Origin of the sequence: Phyllobacterium sp. SL163 (assembly GCF_049896885.1) — a bacterium.
In the GTDB taxonomy this organism is placed as follows: Bacteria; Pseudomonadota; Alphaproteobacteria; order Rhizobiales; family Rhizobiaceae; genus Phyllobacterium; species Phyllobacterium calauticae.
Map to the genome: position 1 here is coordinate 20,516 of NZ_JAFCVE010000005.1, position 26,989 is coordinate 47,504.

Genomic DNA, 26,989 nt, shown 5'->3' on the forward strand with positions numbered 1-26,989 from the left:
CCGTCCAGCACAAAGTGAAACCGGTTTCAGTTTTGCCTATCGCAAGGATGCTGTCAAGCGGTGGCAGCATGAAAAATGAACGCGTGGCTTAGGCGAGGAACTCGGCCCGATGCGGCGAGAAACTGTCGATCAGGCGACCCTTTTCCAGAGCCTTGACCCCATGGACGAGATTGGACGGAACAATGAAACTGCCGCCCTGCTCCAGTACCTGGCTGACGCCATCGATGGTGACTTCGAAGCGTCCTTCTGCAACATAGCTCGCCTGGATGTGCGGATGCGAATGCAGCGAGCCGACCGCATCCTTTTCAAACTGCACTTCCACCAGCATCATTTCCGGCAGATAGGCCATGATGCGGCGGCTGACGCCGGGCTCGGTCCTGGTCCATTCAGCGGAATCTTTTGCAACAAACAAAATATGATCAGCCATGTTCACAATTCCTAGTAGCAAGAGACCGGCAACAGCCGGTCTCGATGATCGGCATTGTGACCAGAAGCAAGAGGCGCGGTCAACCAGCCGACCGCGCCGCTTTCACCTAAGCCGCAAGACGGCGGCGATTGGCGATTTCAGCCAGCTTGAACGCACGCTCGAGGCAATCCGCCTGCTCATTGGCAAACCGGTTCTCGACAATTTCCATGATCAGCATGGTATCCGGCAGGAACGTCAGTTCCTCGAAGATTTCTTCCCAGGGAATGTCGCCCCAACCGATCGGCAGATGCAGGTCGCCAATGCCAAGCGCCGTTGCTTCAGCAGGATGATAGAATTTGGTCATGCTGTTGTAAGGACGGCCAAAGCTGTCATGCACATGCAGATGCCCGGTGACCGGTGCCATCGCCTTGATCTGTTCGCGCCAATCGAGACCAAGCCGCGTGCTCTCGATGTAAGCATGGCTGAAATCGATCAGGCCACACACATTGGCACTGCCGATGGTCCGTACGGTTTCGCCAACCTGTGCCGGTGTCTGGCGGTATTCCGCATCGGTGACCGCGAAAATGTTTTCCAAGGCAATCCGCACGCCGTAACCCTTGGCAACCTCAGCCATTTCGGCAAGCGCATCGCGCTCCATCCGGTCGAGATCGGCAATGTGTGACTGGGCCGGCATTTTGGCACTGCCGCTGTGGTGCACGAGGATGCCCGCTTCAACGCGATTGCACAGTTCCAGCATCGCGCGGACCACGGCCTTCTGATACTCCAGGCGCTCGCGATCCATGAAATTGGAGACGATCTGACCGTGAACACTGTAGCGCAGGTCGAACTGACGGGTGATCGCGGTCAGGCGTTCGGCGCGTCCCGGGATAATCCGGCCGCCCGAAATGATTTCTTCGCCATAAAGCGACAGCTCGGCAGCATTGGCACCGAGACCGGCGATGGTGCGAAGGGCGTCTTCCAGCGTGTCAAAATTGCCCTTGCCGGTGTAGGTGCAAAAGCCAACGGCAGAAATGGTTGAATCCGAACTCATGTTTGATCCTTTCAAGTCGGGTTATGCGGCCACTGTTTTCGGAGTGGGTTGGCGCGTCGCTGCCGGAGCATCATCAAGGCGCAAACCGGTTTCCTGCGAAAACAGGTGAATATGTTCAGAGGGCAACTGCAGACCTGCAACCGCGCCCTGCTCGAAGAACTGATCTTCCTCAACTGACACCGCAAAGCTCAGCCCGTCAATCTCAACGTGAACGATACGGCCGGAGCCGAGCTCTTCGATGAAATCGACGTTGGCCGGAACACTGTTCACGGTACCGGCAGGAACGAGACGGCAATGTTCTGGACGGATTCCGACGGAAACCGCGGTCCCCGCGTTCTGGCCGCCAAGCACCGGATCGATTGCCTGTGCGATGCCGTCCAGCAGCACATGATCGCCGCCGGCAGCGATGGTCGTGTCGAAGAAATTCATCGCCGGCGAGCCGATGAAGGTTCCGACAAATCGCGTGCGCGGACGGTGGTAGATTTCAAGCGGCGTGCCGACCTGTTCCACGTGGCCCTTGTTCATGACGATCAGCTTGTCGGCCAAGGTCATCGCCTCCACCTGATCGTGGGTGACAAACACAGAGGTTGCCGACAGGCGCTTGTGCAGGCGGCGGATTTCCACCCGCATCTGCACGCGCAGCTTGGCATCAAGATTGGACAGCGGTTCGTCGAACAGAAACACCTTCGGTTCGCGGATGATCGCGCGGCCCATGGCAACGCGCTGCCGCTGGCCGCCGGAAAGCTGTGCCGGTTTACGGTCGAGCAGTTCCTCAAGGCCGACGATCTTGGCCGTTTCCGCAATCCGCCGGTCGCGCTCGGCACGCGGAACACCGGCAACCTTCAGGGCATAGCCGATATTGGCGGCAACGTTCATGTGCGGATAGAGCGCGTAGTTCTGGAACACCATCGAGCAACCGCGATCGCGCGGCTCGAGATCGTTGACCACTTTGCCGTCAATGGAAATTTCGCCTGATGTAATCTCTTCAAGACCGGCAATCATGCGCAGCAGCGTAGACTTGCCGCAGCCGGAGGGTCCGAGAATGACGACAAACTCACCGGATTTAAAGTTCAGGTCGACGCCATGCAGGATCTGTGTGCTGCCATAGGTTTTGCGCACATCCTTGATGCCAATTTCAGCCATTGCTACTTCCTTTATTTCTCGGTCGAGACCAGGCCACGGACAAACCAGCGCTGCAGGACGGCAACGACGACCAGGGGTGGCAACATGATGATGAGGGCGCCTGCCATGGAGACATTCCATTCAGGCAAGGCATTGACGGACGGCACCAACGCACGCATGGCGACCATGGCCGTCTGATAGCTGGCATCGGTGGTCATCAGCTTGGGCCAGAGATACTGGTTCCATGCATAGACGAACATGATTGTTGCCAGCGCGAGCATATTGGTGCGCGACAGCGGCAGCAGGATATCGATGAAGAAACGCAGCGGCCGCGCGCCATCCATCTTGGCCGCCTCTGCCAGTTCATCGGGGAGCGTCATGTAGAACTGCCGGTAAAGGAACGTGCCTGTCGCGGTCGCGATCAGCGGCAGGACCAGACCGGAATAAGAGTTGAGCAGGTTCCACTGCAGTGACAATTCGATGCCGGTGACGGTCTGGATGATCCAGCGGACGGGTTGGAACACATCCGAAGCGATGTTGTAGGTCGGGATGACACGCACTTCGAGCGGCAGCATCAGCGTCATGAAAACCATCCAGAAGAAGACGTGACGCAAGGGGCTTTTGAAGTAGACGATGGCAAAGGCGCTGAGCGCCGCCAAGGCGATCTTGCCCGCCATGACCAGCAGCGAGGTGATGAGGCTGTTGAGCAGTGCCGGACCGAGATTGGCACGATCCCAGGCGGAGTGAACATTCTTCAGGAAATCGCCGCCGGGCGTCATGTTGAAGGGCACGGCCGTGACCTCCTGCAGGGACTGGGTGGAGGCCGTGAAAATCATCCAGAACGGCCCGAGAATGAGGATCAGTCCCAGGATCATGATGAGGTAGGTAACGGCGTTGAGTATGGGTGTGCGTTCGATCATCGCCGTAATCCTACTTGTAATGCACGCGCCGCTCGACGAAGCGGAACTGGATGAACGTGAACACCATGATGAGTCCGATCAGGACGAGACTCTGGGCTGCCGCGCCGGAGTAATTCAGGCCGCGGAAGGCTTCGCTGACGATGCGGTAGACCATGACATCGGTTGCCTTGTTGGGTCCGCCTTCGGTGGTCAGGTCGACGATACCGTAGGTATCCGGGCCAACAAAACTCTCGGTCAGATTGAGAACCAGGAGAAAGAACAGGGTTGGTGCCAGGAGTGGAATCTGGATATCGAGCGCACGGCGCACCGGGCCCGAGCCGTCCATGGACGATGCTTCCAGCAGGCTGCGCGGGATGGATTGCAGACCGGCCGTCATGAAGATGAAGTTGTAGCCGATCCATTTCCACGCAAAACAGATGATGATGAGGATCATGGCATGGCTGCCATATTTGGCGGGATTCCACAGATCGGGCGACCAGGTGTTCACCACGGCGATCAGGCCGCTCTCCGGCGCAAAGATGAAGCGGAATGCCAGACCCACCGCCGGTGCGGCAATGGCATAGGGCCAGATGTAAAAGAACCGGAAAAGGCTTGAGCCCTTCAACTGACGATCAACACAGATCGCCAGGATAAAGGCGATGAACATGGACAATCCGGTCGCCGTGAACGCGAAGAACAGGCTCAGCGACACGGAGCGCCAATATTCGCTGTCGGCAAAAACATCGCGAAAATTGTCAAAACCAACGAAGAGACGTTCGCCCGCACCGCCAAAGGCTGGTTCCAGCGTGAAAGCCCAGTTGAAAACCGAAATGGCCGGCCAATAGAAAAAGAACAAAATGAGCAGGAGTTGCGGCAATGCAAAAAGGACGGGCAACCACCAGCTTTTGAAAACAGCGCGCTTGTTCATGACAATATTCAATTCTGCCTATGGGATGAAAAGGAAATGGCCCGGTGCGGTTCCGCTCCGGGCCATTTGAAAGCCTGCATTTAGTTCAGGACTTTTCCGGCATAGGTCTTTTCAAAGCGGCGCAGGATGACATTGCCGCGCTCGACAGCCTGGTCGAGACCGGCCTGCACAGTCAGCTTGCCGAAGAAGATGCCTTCCATCGCATCGGAGATTTCCTTGCGGATCTGCGGGAAACCGCCAAGGCGGATGCCGCGGGTATTGGCGGAGGTCGGGGTGAAGGTCAGGCTGGCTATGGCCTTTTCACGGCCCTTGAAGGCTGGCTGGTCGTAGAAGCCCTTGGCTTTCATGGCTTCAAAGCCCGTCTTGGTGACCGGGATATAGCCGGTGACCGTCGACCACCACTCAACCATGTCCGGCTGGGCGATGAAGTTGAGGAACGCGGCAGCGCCCTTGTATTCAGCTTCGGGGCGGTTGTTGAGAACCCAGAGGGATGCACCACCCACCATCGAATTCTGGCGTGCCGTTCCCTTCCAGACCGGAAGCATGGTCACGTCCCATTTCGTGCCCTGCTTGATAGTCTTGCCGACGGTGCCGTGATCGGCGATCGACGACTGGATCATCTGGCAGGTTTCGGAGGTGAAGGCTGGAACCACATCCATGCCCAGCTGCTTGGTCTTGACCACGAAGAGGCCTTCATCGGTCATCTTCTTGAAGAATGTCAGATGGTCGACCAGCTTGGTCTTGTTGAGGGTAAGTTCCGCATCGAGCCCGTCATAGCCGTTGTTCTTGGTGGCGATGGGCTGGTTGTGAATGGCGGAGAACTGTTCGACCGTCGCCCAGCTGTCAAAACTGAAACCGAACGGGCAGGCATAACCGGCCGCTTTCAGCTTGCGGGCCGCGGCCTCGACGTCTTCCCATGTTTCAGGCGCACCCTGGATGCCAGCCTTGGTGAAGGCATCGACGTTGTAGTAGAACATCGCGGTCGACGAATTGAACGGGAACGAATTCAGCTCGCCCTTTGCCGTCGCATAGTAATTCGCGATACCGGGGAAATAATTGCTCCAGTCGATCTTGTAGCCATTGTCTTCCATCAGCTTCTTGGCCGGAACGAAAGCACCCGACAGCATCAGATCGAGCGTGCCACCGTCAAAGACCTGCACGACGGCCGGATGCTTCTTGGCGCGGTAGGCGGCAATGGCGTTCTGAACGGTTTCGGGATAGCCGTTCTGGCTGGTGCAGACGATTTCGAAATTGGCCTGGGAGTCGTTGAACTTCTTGCAGGCATCCTGCACACGCTCGCCAAGGTCGCCGCTCAGGCCGTACCAGAACTCGAACTTGACCTTCTCGGCCATGGCTGGCGTCGCGCCAAACCCGGCGGCCAGCAGCCCTGCGGCCAGACCAATTTTCACACCAAAACCCTGCATTAAAGCCCCCTGAATACGGCAATTGAGAGAATGAACCCGGGGCAGCTCTGGATAAATTCGGCTGCCTCGCTCGCGTTCAACTCTGGACGGCCTGTGTGAAAGTTTGATCGACCTTAGACGAAACTATTGTGACAATTGCTCAGCCCGGCCGCCAGACGGCAGCCGCGCTGTGGACAGTATCTAGCGTGGGTTGCTTACAGCAAACCACGCGCGGCAAGGTTGCGCATGAGCGCCGCCATGCCGAATGTCCATTCGGGGCACTCCGTCGACAACCGCACGGTATTGGTGAGCGCACCAAGCTGCGGATTCGATATGGTGACCACATCGCCGATCTTGTGGGTAAAGCCCTGCCCGGGCGTATCGCGGTCCTCGACCGGCGCAAACAGCGTTCCCATGAACAGCATGAAGCCATCCGGGTATTGATGATGCCGGCCGGTGGTCTGGGCGACCAGATCCAGCGGATCGCGGCTGATTTCCTTCATCGTGCTGCTGCCTTTCAGCACGTAACCATCCCGGCCTTCGACCATCAGGTCAAGATCGGCATTGCGCACGTCATCGATGGAGTAGGTCGCATCGAACAGCCGGATGAACGGCCCGATCGATGACGAGGCATTGTTGTCCTTTGCCTTGCCGAGCAAAAGGGCGGAGCGGCCTTCGACATCGCGCAGGTTTACGTCATTGCCGAGCGTCGCGCCTTGCACCCTGCCCTTGCTGTTGACGGCGAGCACGATTTCCGGCTCCGGATTGTTCCAGCTTGAGATCGGGTGCAGACCGACCGATGCGCCCCAGCCAACGGAGGAGAGGACCTGCGCCTTGGAGAATACTTCCGCATCAGGCCCGATGCCGACTTCCAGATATTGCGACCAGACACCTTCCTCAATCAGGGCAGCCTTCACCTTGGCAGCCTCCGGCGAACCGGCTTTCAGATCGCGCAGACTGTTGCCGATGATCGGCATGATGCGTTCACGGATCTTCAGCGCCAGCGCCGGATTGCCCGCAGCCTTCTCCTCGATGACCCGCTCGATCATCGAGCGGGCAAAGGTAACACCGCAGGCCTTGACTGCCTGGAGATCACAGGGCGCGAGCAGCCGAAGCCGCGCGGCATCAGCTTCACTTTCGACGGACTGCGCCAGAACCGTATCCAGCGGTCCAAGTTCTTCTCCCGTCTGCGCAGCGACATAGGCGGCAGGCTCGTCCAGTTCCAGCAGGTCACGCATCGTCGCCGTCTGGCGTGAGGTGATGTCAAACAGGACGCCGTCGCGCACCACGACAAGGGCCGGGCCCTGCACATCGGGGCGCCAGACACGGCCAACGAAAGTTCCGGTTCTGTAGGTCTCGGTCGATAGGGTCACGGTGCAGGCTCCCGGGAGAGTGTACTGATACGATGGATTAGTGCGCAGCGTTGCGCTTGCCGCGCCGCATGCCCGTTGCGCCATCAAACAGGTGGCTGTTCGCCGGATCGATCCCGATGTGAATCCGGTCGCCCGATTTGATCGACAGCCGCTCGCGGAAGAGACACATGATTTCCTGATCGCCCAGTTTGCCAACCACCATGATTTCTGAGCCCGTCGGCTCGACGACGCTGACGTCAACAGGGATGCCGCCGGCGGCAATCTTGATGTGCTCCGGCCGCACGCCATAGATCACGTCCGCTGATCCTGTGGTTTGGATGGTCTGCGGCACGGGCAATATGATGCCTTCCAGCGTCGCGAACTGCCCTGCCCCGGCCAGACGACCCTTGACGAAGTTCATCGACGGCGAGCCGATAAACCCGGCGACGAACAAATTGGCGGGATAATCGTAGAGATCGAGCGGCGTACCGATCTGTTCGACCAAACCGTCTTTCATCACGACGATCTTGTCGGCCATGGTCATGGCTTCGATCTGGTCATGCGTCACATAAACAATGGTGGTGCCGAGCCGCTGATGCAGCCCCTTGATCTCACTGCGCATCTGTACGCGCAGTTTCGCATCGAGATTGGAAAGCGGCTCGTCGAACAGGAAGACCTGCGGATCACGGACGATGGCGCGTCCCATGGCCACGCGCTGGCGCTGGCCGCCGGACAATTGCCGCGGGAAACGGTCGAGCAGCTTTTCAAGACCAAGGATTTCCGCCGCCCGGCCGACCCGGCTTTCCTTTTCCTGCTTCGGCGCATTCTTGAGCATGAGCGCGAAACCCATATTGTCGGCCACCGTCATATGCGGATAGAGCGCGTAGTTCTGGAACACCATGGCGATGTCGCGCTCCTTGGCAGGCAGGTCATTGACGACGCGGCTGCCGATGGCAATCTCTCCCGTGGTGATTTCCTCCAGCCCCGCGATCATGCGCAGCAATGTCGATTTCCCGCAGCCTGACGGGCCGACGAGAATGACGAACTCGCCATCTTCAATATCGACGGAGACACCGTGCATCACATTGACGTTGCCGTATTTCTTGGTGACATCCTTGATCGAGACCGAAGCCATCGCGCCCTCCCTGTTCTTGAAAACCTGTTCTAGCCGCCCTTGACGGCACCGGCGGTGAGACCCGCAATGATCTGGCGCTGGGCAAAAACGGTCAGCAGCAGCACCGGCAGTGTAACGACCAGCGCCGCAGCGGCCAGCGGGCCCCAGCTGACCTGCTCGAATGAAAGCATGTTGTAGACCGCGACCGGCAAGGTCCGGGTTTCACGGCTGGCCAGCACGATCCCGAAGACAAAATTGTTCCAGGAGAAGATCACCGCCAGGATCAACGAAACGACAATACCGGGCTTGGCAATGGGCAGCGCCACCTTGACAAAGACCTGCCAGGAGGTTGCGCCATCAATCATGGCAGCCTCTTCCAGTTCCATCGGTGTCGTCTCGAAATAGCCGATCATGATCCAGATCACGATGGGTACGGTCACAACCAGATGGATGATGATCTGCGGCCACAGCGTTCCCAGCAATCCCATCGTCTGGAACAGCAGGAACAGGGGAATAAGATAGGACAGGCCCGGCGTCATGCGCGCGATCATGACGACGATGGCCGCCTTGTCGGCGCGCAGGCGGGCAATGCCATAGCCAGCAGGCACCCCGACGAGCAGGGCCAGCAATGTCGATATGCCCGTCACAATCAGGCTGTTCCAGAAGTAATGCAGGAAATCGTTCGTGGCAAAAATCTGGGTGTAGTTCGACCAGGCAAACCGCTCCGGGATGAAGATCGGCGGATAGGCGCCATTGTCGATCTCGTATTTCAACGACAGCGACAGCATCCAGAGAAAGAAGAAAATGGCGGGCGAAACGATCACGAACACAACGAAAGCGGTGCCCAGTGATTTCAGCGGACTACGGCGGGCCATCGGCGTCTCCCTCAGCTGTTCCATTTGGTCCGCTGGCGCAGATAGAGCAGCGCCATGGACATGGTGATGATGACGACGAAGAAGACCACGGCAATCGCCGAGCCATAGCCGATGTCGTAGTAGGAAAAGGCAACATTGTAGAGATAGATATTGATCGTCTCGGATGCTGTGCCGGGGCCGCCCTGCGTCATGGCAAAGATGATGTCAAAGCTCTTCAGGGCATCGATGGAGCGGATGATGACGGCAACCATCATGAAGGGCAGGATCATCGGCAGCGTGATGTAGCGGAATTTCTGCCAGCCATTGGCGCCATCGATTTCCGCGCTCTCGAAGGGATCGCGCGGCATGGACGCAAGGCCGCCGAGCACGATGAGCATGACAAGCGGTGTCCACTGCCAGGTCTCGACCAGCACCAGCGACGGGATCACGGTGTTCTGGTTGAATATCCATTCCTGCGGCCCGATGCCAACCAGTGACAGGAGGTAGTTGAGAACCCCAAGCTGCGGGTGGTACATCATGGTCCAGACCAGCGCGATGGCCACGGGCGTGGCCATCATCGGCATGACGAAGATGCCGCGCAGCAGGCCGCGCATCGGCAATTTGCTGTCGAAGATCAGAGCCGCAATGGTTCCAAAAAACAACGGCGCGACGACCGATAGAAGCGTATAGAGCACGGTGTGCCCCATCGACTGCCAGAAGCGCGTATCGCCTGCCAGGCGGGTAAAATTCGCGAGCCCGACGAAGCTCTCTTCTCCGCCGAGATGCCACTCATTGACGCTCATCCACAGGGTAAACGCCCAGGGAAACAGAATGACCGCCCCGACAATGACCAGCGCCGGAATGACAAACGGCCAGTAGCTCGGCTTGAGCCGGCGTTTGCCCGTTCTGGCTTTGGTGGTTTGCGCTTCGGTTGTCATGGTCGGGGCGGCGATTGTCATTTGCCCTCGCTGCGCGCAAGGATGGGACGGAACTCTTCCGTTGCCCGCTTCATTTCCGTTGCGGGATCGGCGCCGCCGAGAAGGTTGGTCAGGCCGACACCCATCACGTCGCGGAACTCGGTCACCGGAACGATAACCGGCAGGCAGAGCTGGCTGACCTTAGCCGATGCCGTCAGCACATCAACCCATTCGGACGGCATGGTCACACCCTTGCGGACCTCCGGATCGTTGAGGATCGAATTGCGGAAGGGAACGCCGGAGCCCGTTTGCAGCAGGCGCGCGCCCATCTGCTTCGAAATGGCCCATTGGCAATAGAGGTAAGCCGCTTCCTTCTTCGATGATCCCTCGGTCACGCCGATACCATCACCAAAGGTCGGCGCAGCCTGCACGGCCGGCCCCTTGGGCATGACGCCGTAACCGACCTTGCCGACGACCCGCGACTTCTCCGGATTTTCCAGCGGCGGGGCGAAGCCGATGCCATCCAACCACATGGCAACCTTGCCCTGCAGAAAGTTTGACTGGCATTCGGCCCAGTTGAAACCCGTTACGCCGGGCGGTGCGGACTTTGTCATCAGGCGCTGATAGAGCGTTGCGGCCTGGATTGCTTCCGGCGTGTCGGTCTGGAGATTGCCGTCGTCGATCGTGCTCTTGCCATAACCGAGCATGAGGCTGGCCCAGACAGGCGTATTGGCGTTCTTCATACCGCGGGCAACGAAACCATACGTGCCCTTGCTCGCATCGGTGAGTTTTTCTGCGGCGCTTACAAGCTCATCGAAGGACTTCGGATATTCGATGCCCTTGGCGGCGAAGAGTTCCTTGTTCCAATACAGAATCCAGTAATCCACCGAGAACGGCAGACCGCCGAAACGGCCATTCTTGTCCTTGGCAAAGGCAAGACCCGCTTCGGCAAAATCGCTTTCGACCAATGACGGCTCGGTGAGCGTGGGGTCCTTCAGGAACGGTGTCAGGTCGGCAAGCCAGCCGCCCTTCTCGAACTGCCGCTTCTGCACGTGATAGCTGATATGGATGACATCGAAGCTTGGTTTGCCGGAGGTCAGTTCGATCACGGCTTTCTGGCGCTGCTGCTGTTCCGGCGTCTGCTCGGAATTGACCTTGATTCCAGTCAATTCCTCGAATTCCTTCTGGTACTTTTGCAGAATATCGCCGCGCGGGCTCTTGATCAGGTTCACCTCGAGGGTCGTGCCTGCATATTTCTTCCAGTCGACATTGGCGAATGCCGGCTTTAGGCCGGCAAAGCTTGCCGCGCCAAGTGCTGCTGATCCGGCAAGAAATTGCCGGCGTGTCGGTTGAATCCGTTTCATGCTTATCGTCCTCCCATAATCCATTGCAGCGCCGTAACTCCCATTTCCGGCACCGTTGCGTCTAAACCTTCAGAGCGAGATTCCTTGCATTGTTGATATGCTCGGCAATGGCATCCATCGCCGTTTGCGGGTTGCGGGTCTCGATTGCCGCAATGACCGCCAGATGCTCGCGCATCACCGGAATAACACGGCCGGTGATGCGAAACCGCTCCTGATTGATCAATCGCATCTTGATGGCATTGATCCGATAGGCTTTCGAAATGATCCCATTGCCAAGAGAATCGATGATTGTGTCATGCAGCGACCAATCGATCGCCTGCGCGTGCAGTTCAAGCTCGGGCGTCTCTCCGTCCCTGAGAGCCTTCTCCAAGGTCTCTTCATGTTCGCGCCGCAACCTGGCCAACACCTCATCGGAAGCGGAAACACAGAACAGCGCAATCGCTTCCTTCTCCATGAAGACGCGGAACTGGAAGGCTTCGCGGATCAGATTGATATCGATATGCGCAATCTGTATCCCGCGCTGCGGCACCGTCTTCACCAGCCCCTCAGCTTCGAGACGGGGCACAACTTCACGGATGGCGCCGAGCGGCATGCCGGTCATGGCAACGAGCTGGCGCTGCGACACGAACTGCCCCGGATGAAAGTCACGGGCCAGAAGATGTTCCGTGAAACTCGCATAGGCTTTCTCACGCAATCTTACCGGCTCGCCGCTGTCATCCATGCCTGTTCCTCCTCAGGACGCCTTCACGATTCCCCGTCAGGCGGCCGCCGCGACAAACAGACGATCAAAGACTGCCGTCAGATGCTTGCGATCGCCGTCCGGCAAGGCTTCGAGCGGGCCACGTGTCCGCCGCCAGCCTTCTTCGCCCTGGTGATGGGCAACCATCGCCTTCACAGCCGGAATCACCGGATACTTCACCAGTTCATTGACAGCCGCAACCACCTCTTCATCATCGCGCCCTTCATCGATCATACGCGCCAGACGTTCGGGATAGATATTGGCTAGACCCGAGATGGCACCCTGCCCGCCGAGACGCACGCCCGCAGCAAGGCTGCGTTCATCGCCGATCAGGATGGGAAGGTCATTGTGCCGCGCCAGCATCTTTTCCGTATAGCTCCAGTTGCCGGAAGAATCCTTGACCCCGGCAATCGCACCAGGAAAGGCCTCACGTAACCGGCTAACCAGATCAACTGAAATCTCGACTGCCGTCACCGAGGGCAGATTATACAGAATGATGCCGCGCACATCCGCGCCGATCGCCTTGAACGCCGCCGCATGCCAGTCAAAGAGGCCGTCATCGCTGACATTCTTGAAATAGGACGGTGGCGCCAGGAGAATACCGCGGCATCCCGCATCCAGCGCAAACCGTGCCTGCTCTGCCGCATCGACATGCGAATTGGCCATGACGCCTACGACAATCTGCGACGGCGCGATGCCTGCCGCAATAAATCCCTTGATGACGGCCTGGCGCTCATGGATACCGATAGATGAGCCCTCGCCCGTCGTCCCGAACAGGGTGACGCTGCTGCAGCCGCGCTGCAGACAGGTTTTTGCATGGTGAATTGCCGAGGGCAGATCAATTGCCAGCGCAGCATCAAACGGCATCGTCAATGCCGCAGAAAGTCCAAATCGTTCAACCCGAGACAATGATTTTCCTCCCACCCTCTCAATGCATAAAGACTACTAACATGTTAGTTGATAGTCAACATGCTGTCACATACATTTTTGCGAGTATGGATACAAATGTTATGAATTGAACAGCAAGTGCTCGACTTCGTTCCGCGTCGGTGCACCGGCACGCCCGCCAAACCGGGTGCATTTGATCGCCGCCGCCGCGCTGGCAAAACGCATGATCTCCTCCATGCCATGCCCTTCCGCTAGCGCCAGCGCGAAGGCGCCGTGAAACACATCTCCGGCGGCCAGCGTATCCACGGCATCAACGGCAAAAGCGGGCATATGGTGCACGATCCCCGCCTCGCCGCCCGACCAATAACAGCCCTTGCCGCCGCCGGTGACCGCGACAAAACCGCGATACCGGGCCGCCAAGGCAATGACGGCACGCTCGATATCCGTCTCACCGGTGATGATTTCGGCTGCCGGTTCCGAGGCGACGATATGCGATGCAAGCGGCAGCAGCCGCTCAAGGGTTTCCAACGGCGCAACATCGGCATCGAGCACGCCGTGAATGCCAGCCTCGCGCGCTGCCCGGAGCGCAGTGGCAGCAGCCAGGGGCCAGCGAACGTCGGTCATCACCACATCGAACGCGCCGTCTTCGATAGGCGGGATCTGTTCCGGCGCACTCAACAGGGTCTTGTCATAGAAGGGTACGATCATGCGCTCGCCCGACCTGTCGACAAAGATCGAGGAAAAAGCCGACCGCGCACCTTGGATGCGTCGGACGAAGGTACAGTCGACCCCTTCCTCCGCCAGCTCTGCGACCACGCGATCGCCGATGTGGTCCAGCCCCGCCGACGCCCACAAAGACGCGCTGCCGCCCAGCCTTGCAATGGTTGCCGCCTGGCTCGATGCCATGCCTGCCGCAATCTCCACGGCCTCGTGCGGGATGAACTTGCCGGGACCGGGCGGCAGGGTATCCATCCGGAAGATGGTGTCCATCGTCAGGGCACCAACGCACAGAATCCTTGGCTTCGTATTTGCCGGCATCGTCATACTATCCATATTGGCTGAATCAGCAGAAGGGTCAGGCGATAAGGAAACGTTTCATCGAACAGGTCAAGCCGGGGGAAGCCATGGCGTTTTTCGTGGAACGCCGGGAGAACCGGCGGACCAAACGATTGCCGATTGATCCCGGCAGCCCTATGGTCGCCGTCCGATCAAGTTTGATGAGACCAGTATGACTGCCACAACTGCCCGTATTGCGCGTATCATTGCCACCGAGATCAATGCCCGGCCCGAACAGGCCAATGCAGCGATTGACCTGCTGGACGGCGGTGCGACCGTTCCGTTCATTGCCCGCTACCGCAAAGAGGTGACGGGCGGGCTTGACGATACGCAGCTGCGGCTTCTCGACGAGCGGCTCATTTACCTGCGCGAACTTGACGCCCGGCGCGACACCATCATCGAGTCCATCCGCGGCCAGGGCAAGCTGACCGACGAGCTGGAAACCAAGATTCTGGCGTCCGCAACCAAGGCCGAGCTTGAGGACATTTATCTGCCCTACAAACCCAAGCGGCGCACGCGGGCCGAAATTGCCCGCGAACGCGGATTGGGGCCGCTGGCTGAAACGATTCTCGCCGACCGCCGCACCGTTCCATCCGAACTGGCCCAGACTTTTCTTTCGGCGGATGTACCGGATGTGAAAACGGCGCTGGATGGCGCACGCGATATTCTGGTCGAAACCTTCTCCGAAAATGCCGACCTCGTCGGCCGCCTGCGCAACCACATGAAGGACAAGGCTGTTCTGCGCGCCAAGGTCGCCGACGGCAAGCAGGAAGCGGGCGCGAAATTCTCCGACTATTTCAACCATTTCGAACGCTGGGCGACGATCCCCAGCCACCGCGCCCTCGCCATGCTGCGCGGGCGCAACGAAGACGTGCTTTCCCTCGAGATCGAAGTCGATGCCGACGACACCTCTGCGGTGAAGCCGGTGGAACGCATGATCGCCGGTGCCTATGCAATTTCCCCGAGTGGAACCGCCGCCGACAGCTGGCTGATGGACGTCGTCCGCTGGGCCTGGCGCGCACGGCTGTCGCTCAACCTTTCCATCGACCTGATGACCCAGATGCGTGAAAAGGCGGAGGAAGAGGCGATCCACGTTTTCGCGCGCAACCTGAAAGACCTGCTGCTGGCGGCACCGGCCGGATCGCGCGCAACCATGGGCCTCGATCCCGGCATCCGCACCGGCGTGAAAGTGGCTGTCGTCGATGGCACCGGCAAGGTGCTCGACACGACGACCGTCTATCCCTTTCCGCCGCGCAACGATCTGCGTGGAACCCAGGCCGAACTGGCGCGGCTGGCCGGCAAGCACAAGATCGAGCTGATCGCCATCGGCAACGGCACCGGCAGCCGCGAGACGGAGCGCCTTGTCGCGGACATGCTGGCAGACATGCCCTCGCCCAAGCCGCTGAAAGTGATCGTCAGCGAGGCGGGTGCGTCGGTCTATTCGGCATCGGCAACGGCCGCTGCAGAATTCCCGGATCTCGACGTATCGCTCAGAGGCGCCGTTTCCATCGCCCGGCGCCTGCAGGACCCGCTGGCGGAACTCGTCAAGATCGAACCGAAATCCATCGGCGTCGGCCAGTACCAGCACGACGTCGACCAGTATCGCCTAGCCCGCTCGCTCGACGGTGTTGTCGAAGACGCGGTGAATGCGGTTGGCGTCGACCTCAACACCGCATCGGCGCCACTGCTGGCCCGCATTTCGGGTCTGGGGACCTCGCTGGCAGAAGCCGTGGTCGCTTATCGCAACGACGTCGGTCCGTTCAAAACCCGCCGCGACCTCCTGAAAGTCGCGCGGTTGGGGCCGCGTGCCTTCGAACAATGTGCCGGCTTCCTGCGTATTCCCGACGGCACCGAGCCGCTGGACGCCTCGGCGGTTCACCCGGAAGCTTACGGCGTTGCCAAGAAGATTGTCAGCGCGTGCGGCCGTGATGTGCGTTCGCTCATGAATGACAGCGCCGCCCTGAAGGCGCTCGATCCGCGCCTCTTCGTCGACGAGCGATTCGGCCTGCCGACGGTTCGCGACATCATCGCCGAGCTGGAAAAGCCCGGCCGCGATCCACGACCGCAGTTCAAAACCGCGGCCTTTGCCGATGGTATAGACAACATCAAGGACCTGAAGCCGGGAATGATGCTGGAAGGAACGGTCACCAATGTGGCTGCCTTCGGCGCTTTCGTGGATATCGGCGTGCATCAGGACGGATTGGTGCATCTGTCACAACTGGCAGACCGTTTCGTCAAGGACGCCCACGAGGTCGTCAAGGCGGGCGACGTGGTGAAAGTCCGCGTTGTGGATATCGACGTCAAGCGCAACCGCATCAGCCTGACCATGCGCAAGGACGGTAGCGCCCCTGCCCCAAGGGAGCAAAGGGCTGACAATACCGGCTTCAAGCCGAAACCGGCGGCGCAGGGCAAACCGCAGACATCGACAACACAGGGTGCTTTCGGCGCGGCGCTCGCGGATGCACTTCGGAAGAAATAGTCCCGTCAGTGCATGTCCATCGGCGTCTTATGCGCAGCGATATCGTGCGGCAGGATTGTTTGCCGCTCGATCATGCGATGGACCCGGATATCGCCGCCCCGATGCAACGCGCGGATCCGGTCGCCAACCGCCGCATCCGCCTGCGTTCGCCGTTGGTTGTGGCGGACATATTCGACCCAGGTGGGCGTGTGGTAGGTTTCGGTCCAGATTTCCGGTTTCTCCAGATCGCGCATCAGCGCCCATTGCCCCGCACCGTCACGGATCCGCACACGCCGCCGGTCTGACATCAGCGCGAGGAATTCGGGAATGTCTTCTTCGGCGATCTCGTAGTCGATCATGATGACAATCGGACCGCTGCGCGGCTTCAGGTCAAGCGCCAGCAGCGGCTCGCTGAACCGGTTGAGCGGATCGAGATTGAGCGACTTGAACTCCGGCAGCGCGTAGCGAAGACCGATGACCGCGCCCAGCAGCATCAACACGCCGGAAGCGATCAAAGCCCTGTCCGCGCCATATTGCTCGGCGGCGGCCCCCCAGAGCCAGCTGCCGGCGGCAATACCGGCGAACGTCGTCGTCTGATAGAGCGACAGGGCCCGTCCGACCACCCAGCGCGGCGTCGACAGCTGCACCGTCACATTGAACAGCGAGAGGGCCAGGACCCAGCAGGCCCCGGCCAGCAGCAGGGCGATATTGGTCGGCCACACCGACGTGCTGATCGCCGTCACCGCAGCGCTCACCGCAAACCCCGCGAAGGCATACCGCACGATGGCTTCGCTTGACAGGAATTCGCGCAGCCGCGCACTGAGAAGCGCGCCGCCTATCGCGCCGATTCCAAACGAACCCAGCATGATACCATAGGTCAGCGGTCCACCATGGACGAGATCACGCGCAACGAGCGGCAGGAGCGCCAGAATAGCGCTGGCTGAAAGACCGAAAACAAAGCCGCGAATGACCACCTTGCCAATATTGGGCGACATGGCGACATAGCGCAGGCCCGCCGAAATGGCGCGGCCGAGCGATTCGCGCGGCAAGGGGCTCGGATCGATTTTCGGCTGCCAGCGCATCAGGGCATAGATCACGGCGAAATAGCTGGCCGCGTTGACCGCAAACGTCGCCGCGGCACCGGCAACGGCGACGATGAGACCGCCGATGGCCGGACCGACACTGCGCGTGATATTGAAGCCCATGCTGTTCAGCGCCACCGCATTGGGCAGATCGTCCCGGGGAACCATGTCACCGACCGAGGCCTGCCAGGATGGATTGTTGAGAGCCGTCCCGCAGCCCAGCAGAAAGGTGAATGCCAGGAGAAGCCAGGGGGTGATGAGCCCGAGATAGGCAAAAACCGTTAGAAACGCTGAAACGACCAGCATGAACCACTGCGCCACCAGCATCACCTTGCGCCGGTCGAAATTGTCCGCCAGCGCGCCGGAGACCAGGGAAAAGATCATGATGGGCAGTGCCGTGGAGGCCTGCACAAGCGCCACCATGTTCACCGAATCAGAAATCGATGTCATCATCCATGCGGCACCCACCGCCTGGATCAGCGAGCCGAAATTGGACACCAGGCTCGCGATCCAGATAGTGCGGAACGTGTCGTGCCTGAACGGGGCCAGTGGTGATGATCGGTCCGCCACCTCGTCTGCTTTCTCTTCGCTGTGCGTTGCAAATCACTTTCAGATAGTTATAGGCCTGACGTATCGGATTGCCAGCGGCCAAATGGCTTCGCCGGTATTTTCGATAGCCTGGCAACCAGTTCCAAGGACGAACCGGCCATTTCCGCCCATTGAATTCGTGTATGGAAGATAAAATGCAGCGCACTGCAAAAACCATCCGAACAGGGGTTTTCATCCTGAACGAATTGGACTATATGACCCCGCATCGGCTTAATCAGCCACCGCCCAAAAGCGGTTGTTGGGGAATAGGTTAACGGTAGACCCACGGACTCTGACTCCGTTAGTCCTGGTTCGAATCCAGGTTCCCCAGCCACTTTATTCATTTGCACCCACTATCCTTGAATGTCGCGGCATCGATCATTGTTGACTTTCGATCGTGCGCGGCTGACATCTTACGAGCGTATCCAGCAGCAACAGCTTCAGTGGTTGTGACAGTACAATGAGCAGTCTGAAATTTGGCACAAGCGGCCTTCGCGGCCTTGTAACCGAACTCCCCGATGAGGTCTGCAAAGCCTATACGCTCGCATTCCTGACACACATGCAGAAAGTCAAAGGCGTTGCGTCCGGCAGCCCTTTGCTCGTTGGCTACGATCTGCGTTCCAGCAGTCCGCGCATGGCGGCCGCTTGCATGGCGGCCGCAGAAGCCTTTGGAATGCAGGTGGAAAACTGCGGTCCCTTGCCGACACCGGCACTGGCGTTTCGCGCGCTCAGCCTGAAGGCACCGGCCATCATGGTCACGGGCAGCCATATTCCCGCCGACCGGAATGGCCTGAAGTTCTACCGGCCCGACGGCGAGATCGACAAGGCCGATGAAGCCGGCATCCTGTCCGTCCTCGTCCTGGAGACAAAAGCGCCGGCAGACTCCGACGGACAGGCGGCAATCGTGCCGGATGCGCTGCAAGATTACATCAGGCGAAGCATCTCCGTTCTGAGCCCGGATGCTTTGACCGGCAGGAGAATCGGCGTTTATCAGCACAGCTCCGTTGCGGGCGATCTGATCGTCACCATCCTGCAGAACCTTGGAGCCGATGCCGTGGCGCTTGGGCATTCCACCGTATTCGTGCCCGTTGACACCGAAGCTCTCCGTCCCGAAGATATCGCATTTGCCACCGGTGCCTGTGAAAAGTACAAGCTTGATGCGCTGGTTTCCACCGATGGCGATGCCGACCGGCCGCTTGTTGCCGATGAAAATGGTGTTTTTCTGCGCGGCGACAGTGTCGGCCTTCTGACGGCCCATTTTCTCGATGCGGATGCGGTCGTAACGCCCGTCACCTCCAATACGGCCATTGAGCTGAGCGGTCTCTTCACGAAAGTCTACCGGACACGTGTCGGGTCGCCCTATGTGATCGAAGGCATGGAGCAGGCCCGCAGGGATGGGTTCCGGCGAATCGTCGGTTTTGAAGCCAATGGCGGGGTGCTATTGGGTTCATCCCTCGCCATGAATGGCGGAACATTGGAGGCCTTGCCAACCCGCGATGCCATGCTTCCGATCCTCAGTGTCCTCGGCATGGCAGCCGGCAGGGGTGCTCCGGTGTCAGCACTGCTTCGGGATCTGCCCTCCCGCTTTACGCGCAGCGGCCGGCTCGAGCATATTGGATCGACGGCCAGCGGCCCCTTCCTGCAGGGTTTGCTTGACGGTGCCCGCCGCGACGCCTTCTTCGCGCCGGTCGGCACAATCAGAGAAAGCGACGCCATTGACGGCGTACGTGTCGTCCTTTCGACGGGCGACGTCATTCACTATCGGGCATCGGGCAATGCGCCTGAGCTGCGCTGTTATGCCGAAGCATCCGATGACGGCCGCGCCGAAGATTTGCTTCATTGGGGGTTGGCGCGTGCCCGTGAAATGCTGGGCACGCATTCATAGCCTGGGGCTTTTACCGCTCGCTCGGCTGCAACAACCGTTTGACCGTTGATATGGTCGACTGTTCCCAGGACGGCGCTTTCCAGCCGAATACGGCATGGAATTTTTCCGTGCTGAGACGTGAGTTCAGCGGGCGCCGGGCCTTGGTGGGGTACTCGGACGTCAGGATGTCCTTCACCTCGGCGAACGGGCCCTGCTCATCCCGGCTGGCCTGAAAGATCGCCCGTGCGAAGGTGCTCCAGTTCGTGCTGCCCGTTCCCGCAAGATGATAGACACCGAATGCATCGAATTGCGGGTCCGTACGAAGGCGGTTCGCGGCGTACAGGATGCCGTCGGCAATATCGATGGCCGACGTCGGGTTTCCCCATTGATCGGATACCACCGACAGGCTGTCCCGGCTTGCGGCGAGATGCAGCATGGTTTTGACAAAGTTCTTGCCAAATGGGCTATACACCCACGCCGTGCGCAGGATGAGGTGTTTGCCGTTGGCCTGTGCGACCAAAGCCTCGCCAGCGAGCTTGGTCTGTCCGTAAACGCCGTGCGGCCCTGTCGGGTCATCTTCCGTATAGGCAGTGTCACCTTCGCCAGCGAACACATAATCGGTTGAAAGATGAATAACCGGCGCACCAGCCCGCGCAGCAGCCGCGGCAACAGCGCCAGCACCGGTCGCATTGATGGCATGGGCCAATTCAGGCTCATCCTCCGCCTGATCGACGGCCGTATAGGCTGCAGCAGAAACAACGAGATCTGGCTTTGCTGCGTGTATCGCATCGAAGACAGTATCCGGCCGTGCCAGATCAAAATCCGGCCGTCCGAGGGTCGCCAGTGTCACGTCAGGATAAAGTCCGGCGCGCTCGACCAGACTGCGGACAACCTGCCCGTCCCGGCCCGTTACAACAATTTTCATGCCGTCCCCTTCTTCAGGGAGACAGAGCCGAGCCGTTCACCCGCATAGCTTCCGCTGCGGATCGGCTCCCACCACCACGTATTGTCGAGATACCATTGTATGGTCCGTTCCAAACCGCTATCGAAGGTTTCGGCCGGTTTCCAGCCGAGTTCACGTTCGATCTTCGACGCATCGATGGCATAGCGGCGGTCATGTCCGGGACGGTCGGTCACGAATGTGATGAGATCCCGGTAGCGCGCCCCGCCCTTGCGCGGACGCTTGCTGTCGAGAATATCGCAAATGGTTTCGACGACGCTGAGATTGGTGCGTTCCGCACGGCCGCCGATATTGTAGCTTTCGCCCGGCTTGCCCTTGGTCACCACCAGTTCCAATGCCCTCGCATGATCCTCGACGAACAGCCAATCGCGGACATTTGCGCCTGCGCCATAGACGGGCAAAGGCTTCTCATCGAGCGCATTGAGAATAACAAGCGGAATGAGCTTTTCCGGAAAATGGAAGGGACCATAATTGTTCGAGCAGTTCGACAGAACCACCGGCAGACCATATGTCTCGTGCCACGCGCGGACCAGATGATCCGAGGCTGCCTTTGACGCCGAATAGGGAGACGACGGAGCATAAGGCGTTTCTTCGGTAAAGATGCCGCTGTCGAACGGCAAATCCCCGAAAACCTCGTCCGTGGAAATGTGGTGAAAGCGGAATTCGGACTTGGCGGGTTCGGGCAGATCACGCCAATAGGCCAGCGCCGCATTCAGCATGCGGAATGTACCCACGATATTGGTCTCGATGAACGCCGCAGGGCCGTCAATGGAGCGGTCCACATGGCTCTCGGCCGCCAAATGCATGACCGCTTCGATCTTTTCGGTGCGAAGCACCTCAAGAATGGTGGCGTCATCGCAGATATCAGCCTCGACGAAGCTGTAGTTGGGATAATTCTCGATCTGGCGAAGCGATGCGAGATTGCCCGCATAGGTCAGCTTGTCGACGTTGACGACCTGGTTGCGGGGATTGGACGCGAGATGGCGGCAGACCGCCGATCCGATAAAGCCCGCACCACCCGTGACTAGAATTCTCATGAAAAAGCCTCTCCCTCAGGGAAAAATATCGGAACCGTCAAGCAGCGGCGCTTTCCGGTCTTTGTCGGAAAGCTGAAGCGTGGAAGCCTCCAGCGGCCAGTCAATGCCAATCGAAGGATCGTCAAAGCGGATACCACGGTCGTGTTGCGGCGAGTAATAATCCGTCACCTTGTAAATCACCTCGGTGTTCTCTTCCAAAGTGACGAAACCATGGGCAAAACCCTTCGGGACCAGAATCTGGTTCCATTTGGCTGCCGAGACCTCAAGCGAAACCCATCTTCCGAACGTCGGCGAGCTTTTGCGAATATCGACGACCACATCGAGAATGGAACCCTTGACCACGCGCACCAGCTTGTCCTGTGCGCGCGGCGGGAGCTGATAATGCAGGCCGCGCAACACGCCCTTTGCAGCGGAGAACGAATGATTGTCCTGCACGAACTGCAATGTGATTCCGGCCTCGGCAAAACGCTCCGCATTGTAGGTTTCGGAGAAAAAGCCCCGGTCGTCGCCGAACTTGGGCGGCAAAATCTCAAGAACGCCTTCGAGGGCGAGAGGCCTGACTTCAATCATTCTGTTCCAATCTCCGCAGCGCGCCGCCGCAGATATGCGGCATATTCGGTCTTGCCCATTTTGGCCGCTCTTTCAAGTACCTGATCGGCATTCAACCAGCCCCATTCCAGGCCGATTTCCTCCGGACATGCAATCTTGATGCCCTGCCGGTGTTCGATTGTCCGGACAAATGACGACGCCTCATGCAAGCTGTCATGGGTACCGGTATCGAGCCATGCATAGCCGCGGCCCAGTTGCTGAACCTGCAGTTCCCCGCGCTCCAGATAAATATTGTTGACGCTCGTGATTTCCAACTCTCCGCGCGACGACGGTTCAATCGAGCGCGCAATGTCCACCACATCGTTGCTGTAAAAATACAGCCCCGTCACGGCCCAATGCGACTTGGGGTGCGTCGGCTTTTCTTCAATGGACAATGCCTGACCGGTAACCTTGTCAAAATCCACCACACCATAACGTTGCGGATCGTCGACGTGATAAGCAAACACCATGCCGCCCTTGGTTATCGATGAGGCAACCTGGCACAGCTTGGAGAGGCCATCACCGAAATAGATGTTGTCGCCCAGAATCATCGCAACACTGTCCTGGCCGATGAAGTCGCGCCCGATGATGAACGCTTCGGCCAGACCGTTTGGCTGCGGCTGTTCGGCATAGGAGAAATTGACCCCGAAATCAGCCCCATCTCCAAGCAGTTTCTGGAAGAGCGGCAAATCATGCGGCGTCGAGATGATCAGAATGTCGCGTATTCCGGCGAGCATCAGAACGCTCAGCGGGTAATAAATCATGGGCTTATCATAGATGGGAAGGATTTGCTTCGACACAGCGATCGTTAATGGATAAAGACGTGTACCGCTGCCCCCGGCTAATATAATACCCTTCATGCGATCGCTTCCTTATGTCAATGCTACAGACTGAGCCGATATATAACGCCCTAAGTGGCCACACTTGGTTTCATGCAAAGATGGCGAAATGCGGTTCACCGGTCATTGAAAAACCATTTGGCGACAACAGAAAGACAAGTCAACCGGAAGTAAATGAGAAGACGGCGTGACCCGGATGTTTCCCGCCACGCAACCTATTGTTTTCACGCCATGATCCTGGTTTAGAACCAAATATGCGGTCCAGCTAACACGGAACCTTAAATGCGAATTGAACAGCAGCCAGAAGTCAGCGCGATCATCGTGACCTATAATCCGGATATTGCAGGTCTTGCAGCGCTTCTGAACGCAATCTGTCCGCAAGTCGCCCGTGTCATCGTCGTCGACAACGGTTCGAAAATGAATCTGGAACAATGGTTTGCAAGCCAGAGCAATCAAGCGGAATTTGTACCGCTAGACGCCAATTACGGTATTGCCAAAGCGCAGAATGTCGGGATCGACCGCGCACGCGCATCGGGTTCAAGCTTCGTTCTCCTGCTCGACCAGGACAGCATACCGGCACCAGACATGGTCGCCACGCTGCTGTCGGCGGCAAAGGCCCAGATTGTCAAAGGGGTGAAGCTCGGATGTGTCGGTCCGCGTTATGAGGACTCGCGGCAAAAGAATCCGCCTCCATTCATCAAAACGGAAGGATTGCGGCTTCGGCGGCAGACCTGTGGCACGGCCGATGCGGTCGTCGATGTCGATTATCTCATAGCATCGGGCTGCCTCATTCCGACAGCGACGCTTGATGACGTCGGCGGCATGAAAGAAGAACTGTTCATCGACTATGTCGACATCGAATGGGGCTTGCGGGCGCAACATATGGGATACCAGTCCTTTGGGGTTTGCGCCGCCGAAATGCAGCATGACCTGGGTGACAATCCGATAAAGTTTCGCGGACGGTTCATTCCGGTGCACAGCCCGTTGCGGCACTACTACCATTTCCGCAACGCCATCTGGCTTTACCGGCAGCCGTGGCTGCGCGCCAACTGGAAGATCGTCGATGCGGTGCGTCTCGTCCGGAAATTTGTGTTTTACAGTGTCTTTACAGTGCCAAGACTGCAGCACGCCGGGATGATGACGCTGGGCATTTTTCACGGGCTTTTCGGCCGCATGGGAAAGAAACCGAGCAATGGTTGAACGGAGCCTTGCCGCCACGTCCCCAGACTTCGACCTCACCATAGGGGTGGTCATTTTCAAACCCGAACAGGCCGTGCTCGCGGCCACACTGACGAGCCTTCGGGAAGCCGTGGAGACGATTGCCCCGCTTCGCGCCAAACTCTATGTGATCGACAATTCGCCCGAGCCTGCAGACCACAGCTGGGTGAGAAATCTGCTGCCTGACCTGCCGCTTGAGATCATCGCAGGGCACGGCAATGTCGGCTTTGGTGCGGCCAACAACATGGTTCTGGACAAGGCGGGGAAATTTCACCTCGTATTGAACCCCGATGTGGAAATGGAGCCGGATGCCCTGAAACAGGCATTGACCTTCATGACCGGTGCGCCGGAAACGGGGCTGATCACGCCCAAGGCGTTCAATCCGGACGGGAGCACGCAATATCTCTGCAAGCGCTATCCCGCAGTCTTCGACCTGCTTCTTCGCGGTTTTGCGCCTGCCGGCATCAAGGCAATGTTCCGCCGACGCCTTGAACGGTACGAAATGCGCGACGAAATTGCCAATACCCCGTTCTGGGACCCACCCATCGTCAGCGGATGCTTCATGTTTTTCCGCGGCGATGTTTACAGGCAGCTGGGCGGTTTTGATCCACGCTACCTCCTGTATTTCGAGGATTTCGATATTTCCCTGCGCGTTCGCAAGATAGCACGCATAGCCTATGTGCCCGCGGTCCGGATCGTGCATGAAGGCGGCCGGGCCGCAAGCAAGGGCCTTTGGCACATCCGGCAGTTCCTCCGCTCAGCCTTGATATTCTACAGGACCTATCCGCTGAAGCTTTTCTAGGCGGCTCTACTTGTCGCGGCCGTCAATCTGACGGTTTATTGCCAGGGCGATCAGTGTGCATGCGGCACCCGACAGGAGATAGGCTCCGCTCGCGATGAGACCAAAGCGGCTCGACAGGATCAAGGCGACAAGTGGCGCGAAACCTGCACCGAACAGCCATGCGAGGTCTGTTGTCAGCGCCGACCCCGTATAGCGGTATCGCCTGGAAAAATTCGATGCGACGGATCCGGAAGACTGGCCGAACGACAGGCCAAGAAGCAGGAAGCCGAAGACCATGAAGATGATTTCGCCGATATCGCCGCCGTCAAGCAACTGAGGGGCGAACCCGCTGAACACGGCGATGGCGATAGCTGTAGCGATGAGCAAACGGCTCCGGCCAACGCGATCAGCAATATTTCCGGATGCAAAGATCGCCAACACGCCGACGGCCGCACCGATCGTCTCGATCATGAGGAAGCGCGCCGGTCCCTGGTCCGTGAAGAGAAAGACCCAGGACAGGGGAAACACCGTCACCATATGGAAGAGTGCAAAGCTGGCCAGAGGCGCAAAGGCACCGATGACCACATGGCGGCCCTCTGTCTGCAATGTGTCGCTGACTGTCGTCGGCTGCAATTCCCGGCGCTTGAAGAGCTCGGCATACTGTTCCGTCACGACCATGCGCAGGCGCGCGAACAGCGCCACCACATTGATGGCAAAGGCGACGAAGAAGGGATAACGCCAGCCCCACTCCAGGAAATCCTGCGCGGAAAGGTGCGAGACAAAGAATGCAAACAGGCTGGCCGCGACCATCAGTCCGAGCGGAGCCCCAAGCTGCGGAATCATGGCGTACCAACCGCGGCGGCGTTCCGGCGCATTCAGTGCAAGGAGGGAGGCAAGACCGTCCCATTCACCACCCAGCGCCAGGCCCTGGCCGAGCCGGAAAAGCGCAAGAAGCAGTGCCGATATCCAGCCCACCTGCTCGTAACCCGGCAGAAAGGCAATCGCCACTGTCGAGCTTCCCAGGAGGAACAGGGTAATGGTGAGCTTGACGCCGCGGCCATAGGTGCGGTCGATGGCCATGAAGATCACGGTCCCAAGCGGACGCGCGATGAATGCGAGCGCAAAAATTGCAAAGGAATAGAGCGTGCCCGTCAGCGGATCGACATAGGGAAAGACAAGCTTTGGAAAGACGAGCACGGAGGCGATGGCGTAGACGAAAAAGTCGAAGAATTCCGACGTACGCCCGATGATGACACCGATGGCGATCTCACCGACATTGACGTCCTCGTGGCCATGCAGGCCCTTCACGTCACGTCCGTGCGTCGTCGATGAGGGCACCCCTATTTCCGCGCTCATGTCTCGTTGCGCTCCTCAATCCTGATTTGGCAGCTGCTGACGTCAAGCCGCGTTCACGGCTTATGCTAGCATCTCCTTTATCATTGTGACACATTAGGGAAGGATTGGGCAAATTGTCCAATGT

The 26,989-nt window shown here is 58.8% G+C and carries 24 protein-coding genes and 1 tRNA gene; 5 read left to right on the forward strand and 20 right to left on the reverse strand.

Annotated features, from left to right (window positions below; translation table 11 throughout):
* Window positions 1–88: 88 nt before the first annotated feature.
* The 14 genes from ACP7B1_RS12385 to ACP7B1_RS12450 form a co-directional block, all read right to left on the reverse strand.
* Window positions 89–427: a cupin domain-containing protein gene (locus ACP7B1_RS12385; protein ID WP_346304894.1), complete on the reverse strand. Its 339-nt coding sequence runs from the start codon at window positions 425–427 to the stop codon at window positions 89–91.
* Window positions 428–533: 106 nt separating this feature from the next.
* Window positions 534–1,457 (reverse strand): sugar phosphate isomerase/epimerase family protein, encoded by a 924-nt coding sequence (locus tag ACP7B1_RS12390; RefSeq protein ID WP_346304895.1) that lies wholly within the window; start codon window positions 1,455–1,457, stop codon window positions 534–536.
* 21 nt (window positions 1,458–1,478) lie between these two features.
* The gene (locus ACP7B1_RS12395) at window positions 1,479–2,600 is read right to left on the reverse strand and encodes a sn-glycerol-3-phosphate import ATP-binding protein UgpC (protein ID WP_346304896.1); all 1,122 of its coding nucleotides are present in this window, start codon (window positions 2,598–2,600) and stop codon (window positions 1,479–1,481) included.
* An 11-nt stretch (window positions 2,601–2,611) separates the two neighbouring features.
* Window positions 2,612–3,499 (reverse strand): ABC transporter permease subunit, encoded by an 888-nt coding sequence (locus tag ACP7B1_RS12400; protein WP_346304897.1) that lies wholly within the window; start codon window positions 3,497–3,499, stop codon window positions 2,612–2,614.
* Between the two features lie 10 nt (window positions 3,500–3,509).
* Complete coding sequence (locus ACP7B1_RS12405) at window positions 3,510–4,406, reverse strand: carbohydrate ABC transporter permease (protein WP_346304898.1); 897 nt, start codon at window positions 4,404–4,406, stop codon at window positions 3,510–3,512.
* Window positions 4,407–4,486: 80 nt separating this feature from the next.
* Window positions 4,487–5,830, reverse strand: coding sequence for an extracellular solute-binding protein (locus ACP7B1_RS12410; RefSeq protein WP_426136943.1), 1,344 nt, complete (start codon window positions 5,828–5,830; stop codon window positions 4,487–4,489).
* 194 nt (window positions 5,831–6,024) lie between these two features.
* Window positions 6,025–7,182: a fumarylacetoacetate hydrolase family protein gene (locus ACP7B1_RS12415; protein WP_346304900.1), complete on the reverse strand. Its 1,158-nt coding sequence runs from the start codon at window positions 7,180–7,182 to the stop codon at window positions 6,025–6,027.
* Window positions 7,183–7,219: 37 nt separating this feature from the next.
* Window positions 7,220–8,296, reverse strand: a complete 1,077-nt coding sequence (locus tag ACP7B1_RS12420; protein WP_426136944.1) for an ABC transporter ATP-binding protein — start codon at window positions 8,294–8,296, stop codon at window positions 7,220–7,222.
* A 29-nt stretch (window positions 8,297–8,325) separates the two neighbouring features.
* Window positions 8,326–9,150 carry a carbohydrate ABC transporter permease gene (locus ACP7B1_RS12425; RefSeq protein ID WP_112522346.1) on the reverse strand — a complete coding sequence of 275 codons (825 nt, stop codon included), beginning with the start codon at window positions 9,148–9,150 and terminating at the stop codon, window positions 8,326–8,328.
* 11 nt (window positions 9,151–9,161) lie between these two features.
* The gene (locus ACP7B1_RS12430) at window positions 9,162–10,088 is read right to left on the reverse strand and encodes a carbohydrate ABC transporter permease (RefSeq protein ID WP_426136945.1); all 927 of its coding nucleotides are present in this window, start codon (window positions 10,086–10,088) and stop codon (window positions 9,162–9,164) included.
* Window positions 10,085–11,410 (reverse strand): ABC transporter substrate-binding protein, encoded by a 1,326-nt coding sequence (locus tag ACP7B1_RS12435; protein WP_346304903.1) that lies wholly within the window; start codon window positions 11,408–11,410, stop codon window positions 10,085–10,087. The genes ACP7B1_RS12430 and ACP7B1_RS12435 overlap by 4 nt, the downstream gene beginning before the upstream one ends.
* Window positions 11,411–11,471: 61 nt before the next feature.
* On the reverse strand, window positions 11,472–12,131 hold the full coding sequence (locus tag ACP7B1_RS12440) for a GntR family transcriptional regulator (RefSeq protein WP_288191334.1): 660 nt from the start codon (window positions 12,129–12,131) through the stop codon (window positions 11,472–11,474).
* A gap of 36 nt (window positions 12,132–12,167) precedes the next feature.
* On the reverse strand, window positions 12,168–13,058 hold the full coding sequence (locus tag ACP7B1_RS12445; protein WP_346304904.1) for a dihydrodipicolinate synthase family protein: 891 nt from the start codon (window positions 13,056–13,058) through the stop codon (window positions 12,168–12,170).
* Between the two features lie 99 nt (window positions 13,059–13,157).
* Window positions 13,158–14,081, reverse strand: coding sequence for a sugar kinase (locus ACP7B1_RS12450; protein WP_426136946.1), 924 nt, complete (start codon window positions 14,079–14,081; stop codon window positions 13,158–13,160).
* 184 nt (window positions 14,082–14,265) lie between these two features.
* Here ACP7B1_RS12450 and ACP7B1_RS12455 point away from each other — a divergent pair, with 184 nt between their 5' ends.
* Window positions 14,266–16,572 (forward strand): Tex family protein, encoded by a 2,307-nt coding sequence (locus tag ACP7B1_RS12455; RefSeq protein ID WP_346304906.1) that lies wholly within the window; start codon window positions 14,266–14,268, stop codon window positions 16,570–16,572.
* A gap of 5 nt (window positions 16,573–16,577) precedes the next feature.
* Here ACP7B1_RS12455 and ACP7B1_RS12460 read toward each other — a convergent pair whose 3' ends face one another.
* Window positions 16,578–18,203, reverse strand: a complete 1,626-nt coding sequence (locus ACP7B1_RS12460) for an MFS transporter (RefSeq protein WP_346304907.1) — start codon at window positions 18,201–18,203, stop codon at window positions 16,578–16,580.
* 278 nt (window positions 18,204–18,481) lie between these two features.
* Here ACP7B1_RS12460 and ACP7B1_RS12465 point away from each other — a divergent pair.
* Window positions 18,482–18,555: transfer RNA gene (locus ACP7B1_RS12465), tRNA-Gln, on the forward strand.
* Between the two features lie 126 nt (window positions 18,556–18,681).
* The gene (locus tag ACP7B1_RS12470; protein WP_346304908.1) at window positions 18,682–20,106 is read left to right on the forward strand and encodes a phosphomannomutase; all 1,425 of its coding nucleotides are present in this window, start codon (window positions 18,682–18,684) and stop codon (window positions 20,104–20,106) included.
* A 10-nt stretch (window positions 20,107–20,116) separates the two neighbouring features.
* On the opposite strand, the gene rfbD is transcribed toward ACP7B1_RS12470, so the two are convergent.
* Genes rfbD through rfbA form a run of 4 tightly spaced genes read right to left on the reverse strand, consistent with a single transcriptional unit; the run spans window position 20,117 to window position 23,531 of the window.
* Window positions 20,117–21,010 carry a dTDP-4-dehydrorhamnose reductase gene (gene rfbD, locus ACP7B1_RS12475; RefSeq protein WP_346304909.1) on the reverse strand — a complete coding sequence of 298 codons (894 nt, stop codon included), beginning with the start codon at window positions 21,008–21,010 and terminating at the stop codon, window positions 20,117–20,119.
* Window positions 21,007–22,083: a dTDP-glucose 4,6-dehydratase gene (gene rfbB / locus ACP7B1_RS12480; protein ID WP_346304910.1), complete on the reverse strand. Its 1,077-nt coding sequence runs from the start codon at window positions 22,081–22,083 to the stop codon at window positions 21,007–21,009. The genes rfbD and rfbB overlap by 4 nt, the downstream gene beginning before the upstream one ends.
* A gap of 15 nt (window positions 22,084–22,098) precedes the next feature.
* Window positions 22,099–22,653, reverse strand: a complete 555-nt coding sequence (gene rfbC, locus ACP7B1_RS12485; RefSeq protein WP_346304911.1) for a dTDP-4-dehydrorhamnose 3,5-epimerase — start codon at window positions 22,651–22,653, stop codon at window positions 22,099–22,101.
* Window positions 22,650–23,531 carry a glucose-1-phosphate thymidylyltransferase RfbA gene (gene rfbA, locus ACP7B1_RS12490; protein WP_346304912.1) on the reverse strand — a complete coding sequence of 294 codons (882 nt, stop codon included), beginning with the start codon at window positions 23,529–23,531 and terminating at the stop codon, window positions 22,650–22,652. The genes rfbC and rfbA overlap by 4 nt, the downstream gene beginning before the upstream one ends.
* Before the next feature lie 261 nt (window positions 23,532–23,792).
* Here rfbA and ACP7B1_RS12495 point away from each other — a divergent pair, with 261 nt between their 5' ends.
* Together ACP7B1_RS12495 and ACP7B1_RS12500 are read left to right on the forward strand one after the other, a co-directional pair.
* Window positions 23,793–24,710 carry a glycosyltransferase family 2 protein gene (locus tag ACP7B1_RS12495; protein WP_346304913.1) on the forward strand — a complete coding sequence of 306 codons (918 nt, stop codon included), beginning with the start codon at window positions 23,793–23,795 and terminating at the stop codon, window positions 24,708–24,710.
* Window positions 24,703–25,530 (forward strand): glycosyltransferase family 2 protein, encoded by an 828-nt coding sequence (locus ACP7B1_RS12500; protein ID WP_346304914.1) that lies wholly within the window; start codon window positions 24,703–24,705, stop codon window positions 25,528–25,530. Before ACP7B1_RS12495 ends, ACP7B1_RS12500 begins: the two co-directional genes overlap by 8 nt.
* Before the next feature lie 6 nt (window positions 25,531–25,536).
* On the opposite strand, the gene ACP7B1_RS12505 is transcribed toward ACP7B1_RS12500, so the two are convergent.
* Window positions 25,537–26,865 carry an MFS transporter gene (locus ACP7B1_RS12505; RefSeq protein WP_288191346.1) on the reverse strand — a complete coding sequence of 443 codons (1,329 nt, stop codon included), beginning with the start codon at window positions 26,863–26,865 and terminating at the stop codon, window positions 25,537–25,539.
* Window positions 26,866–26,989: the final 124 nt, after the last annotated feature.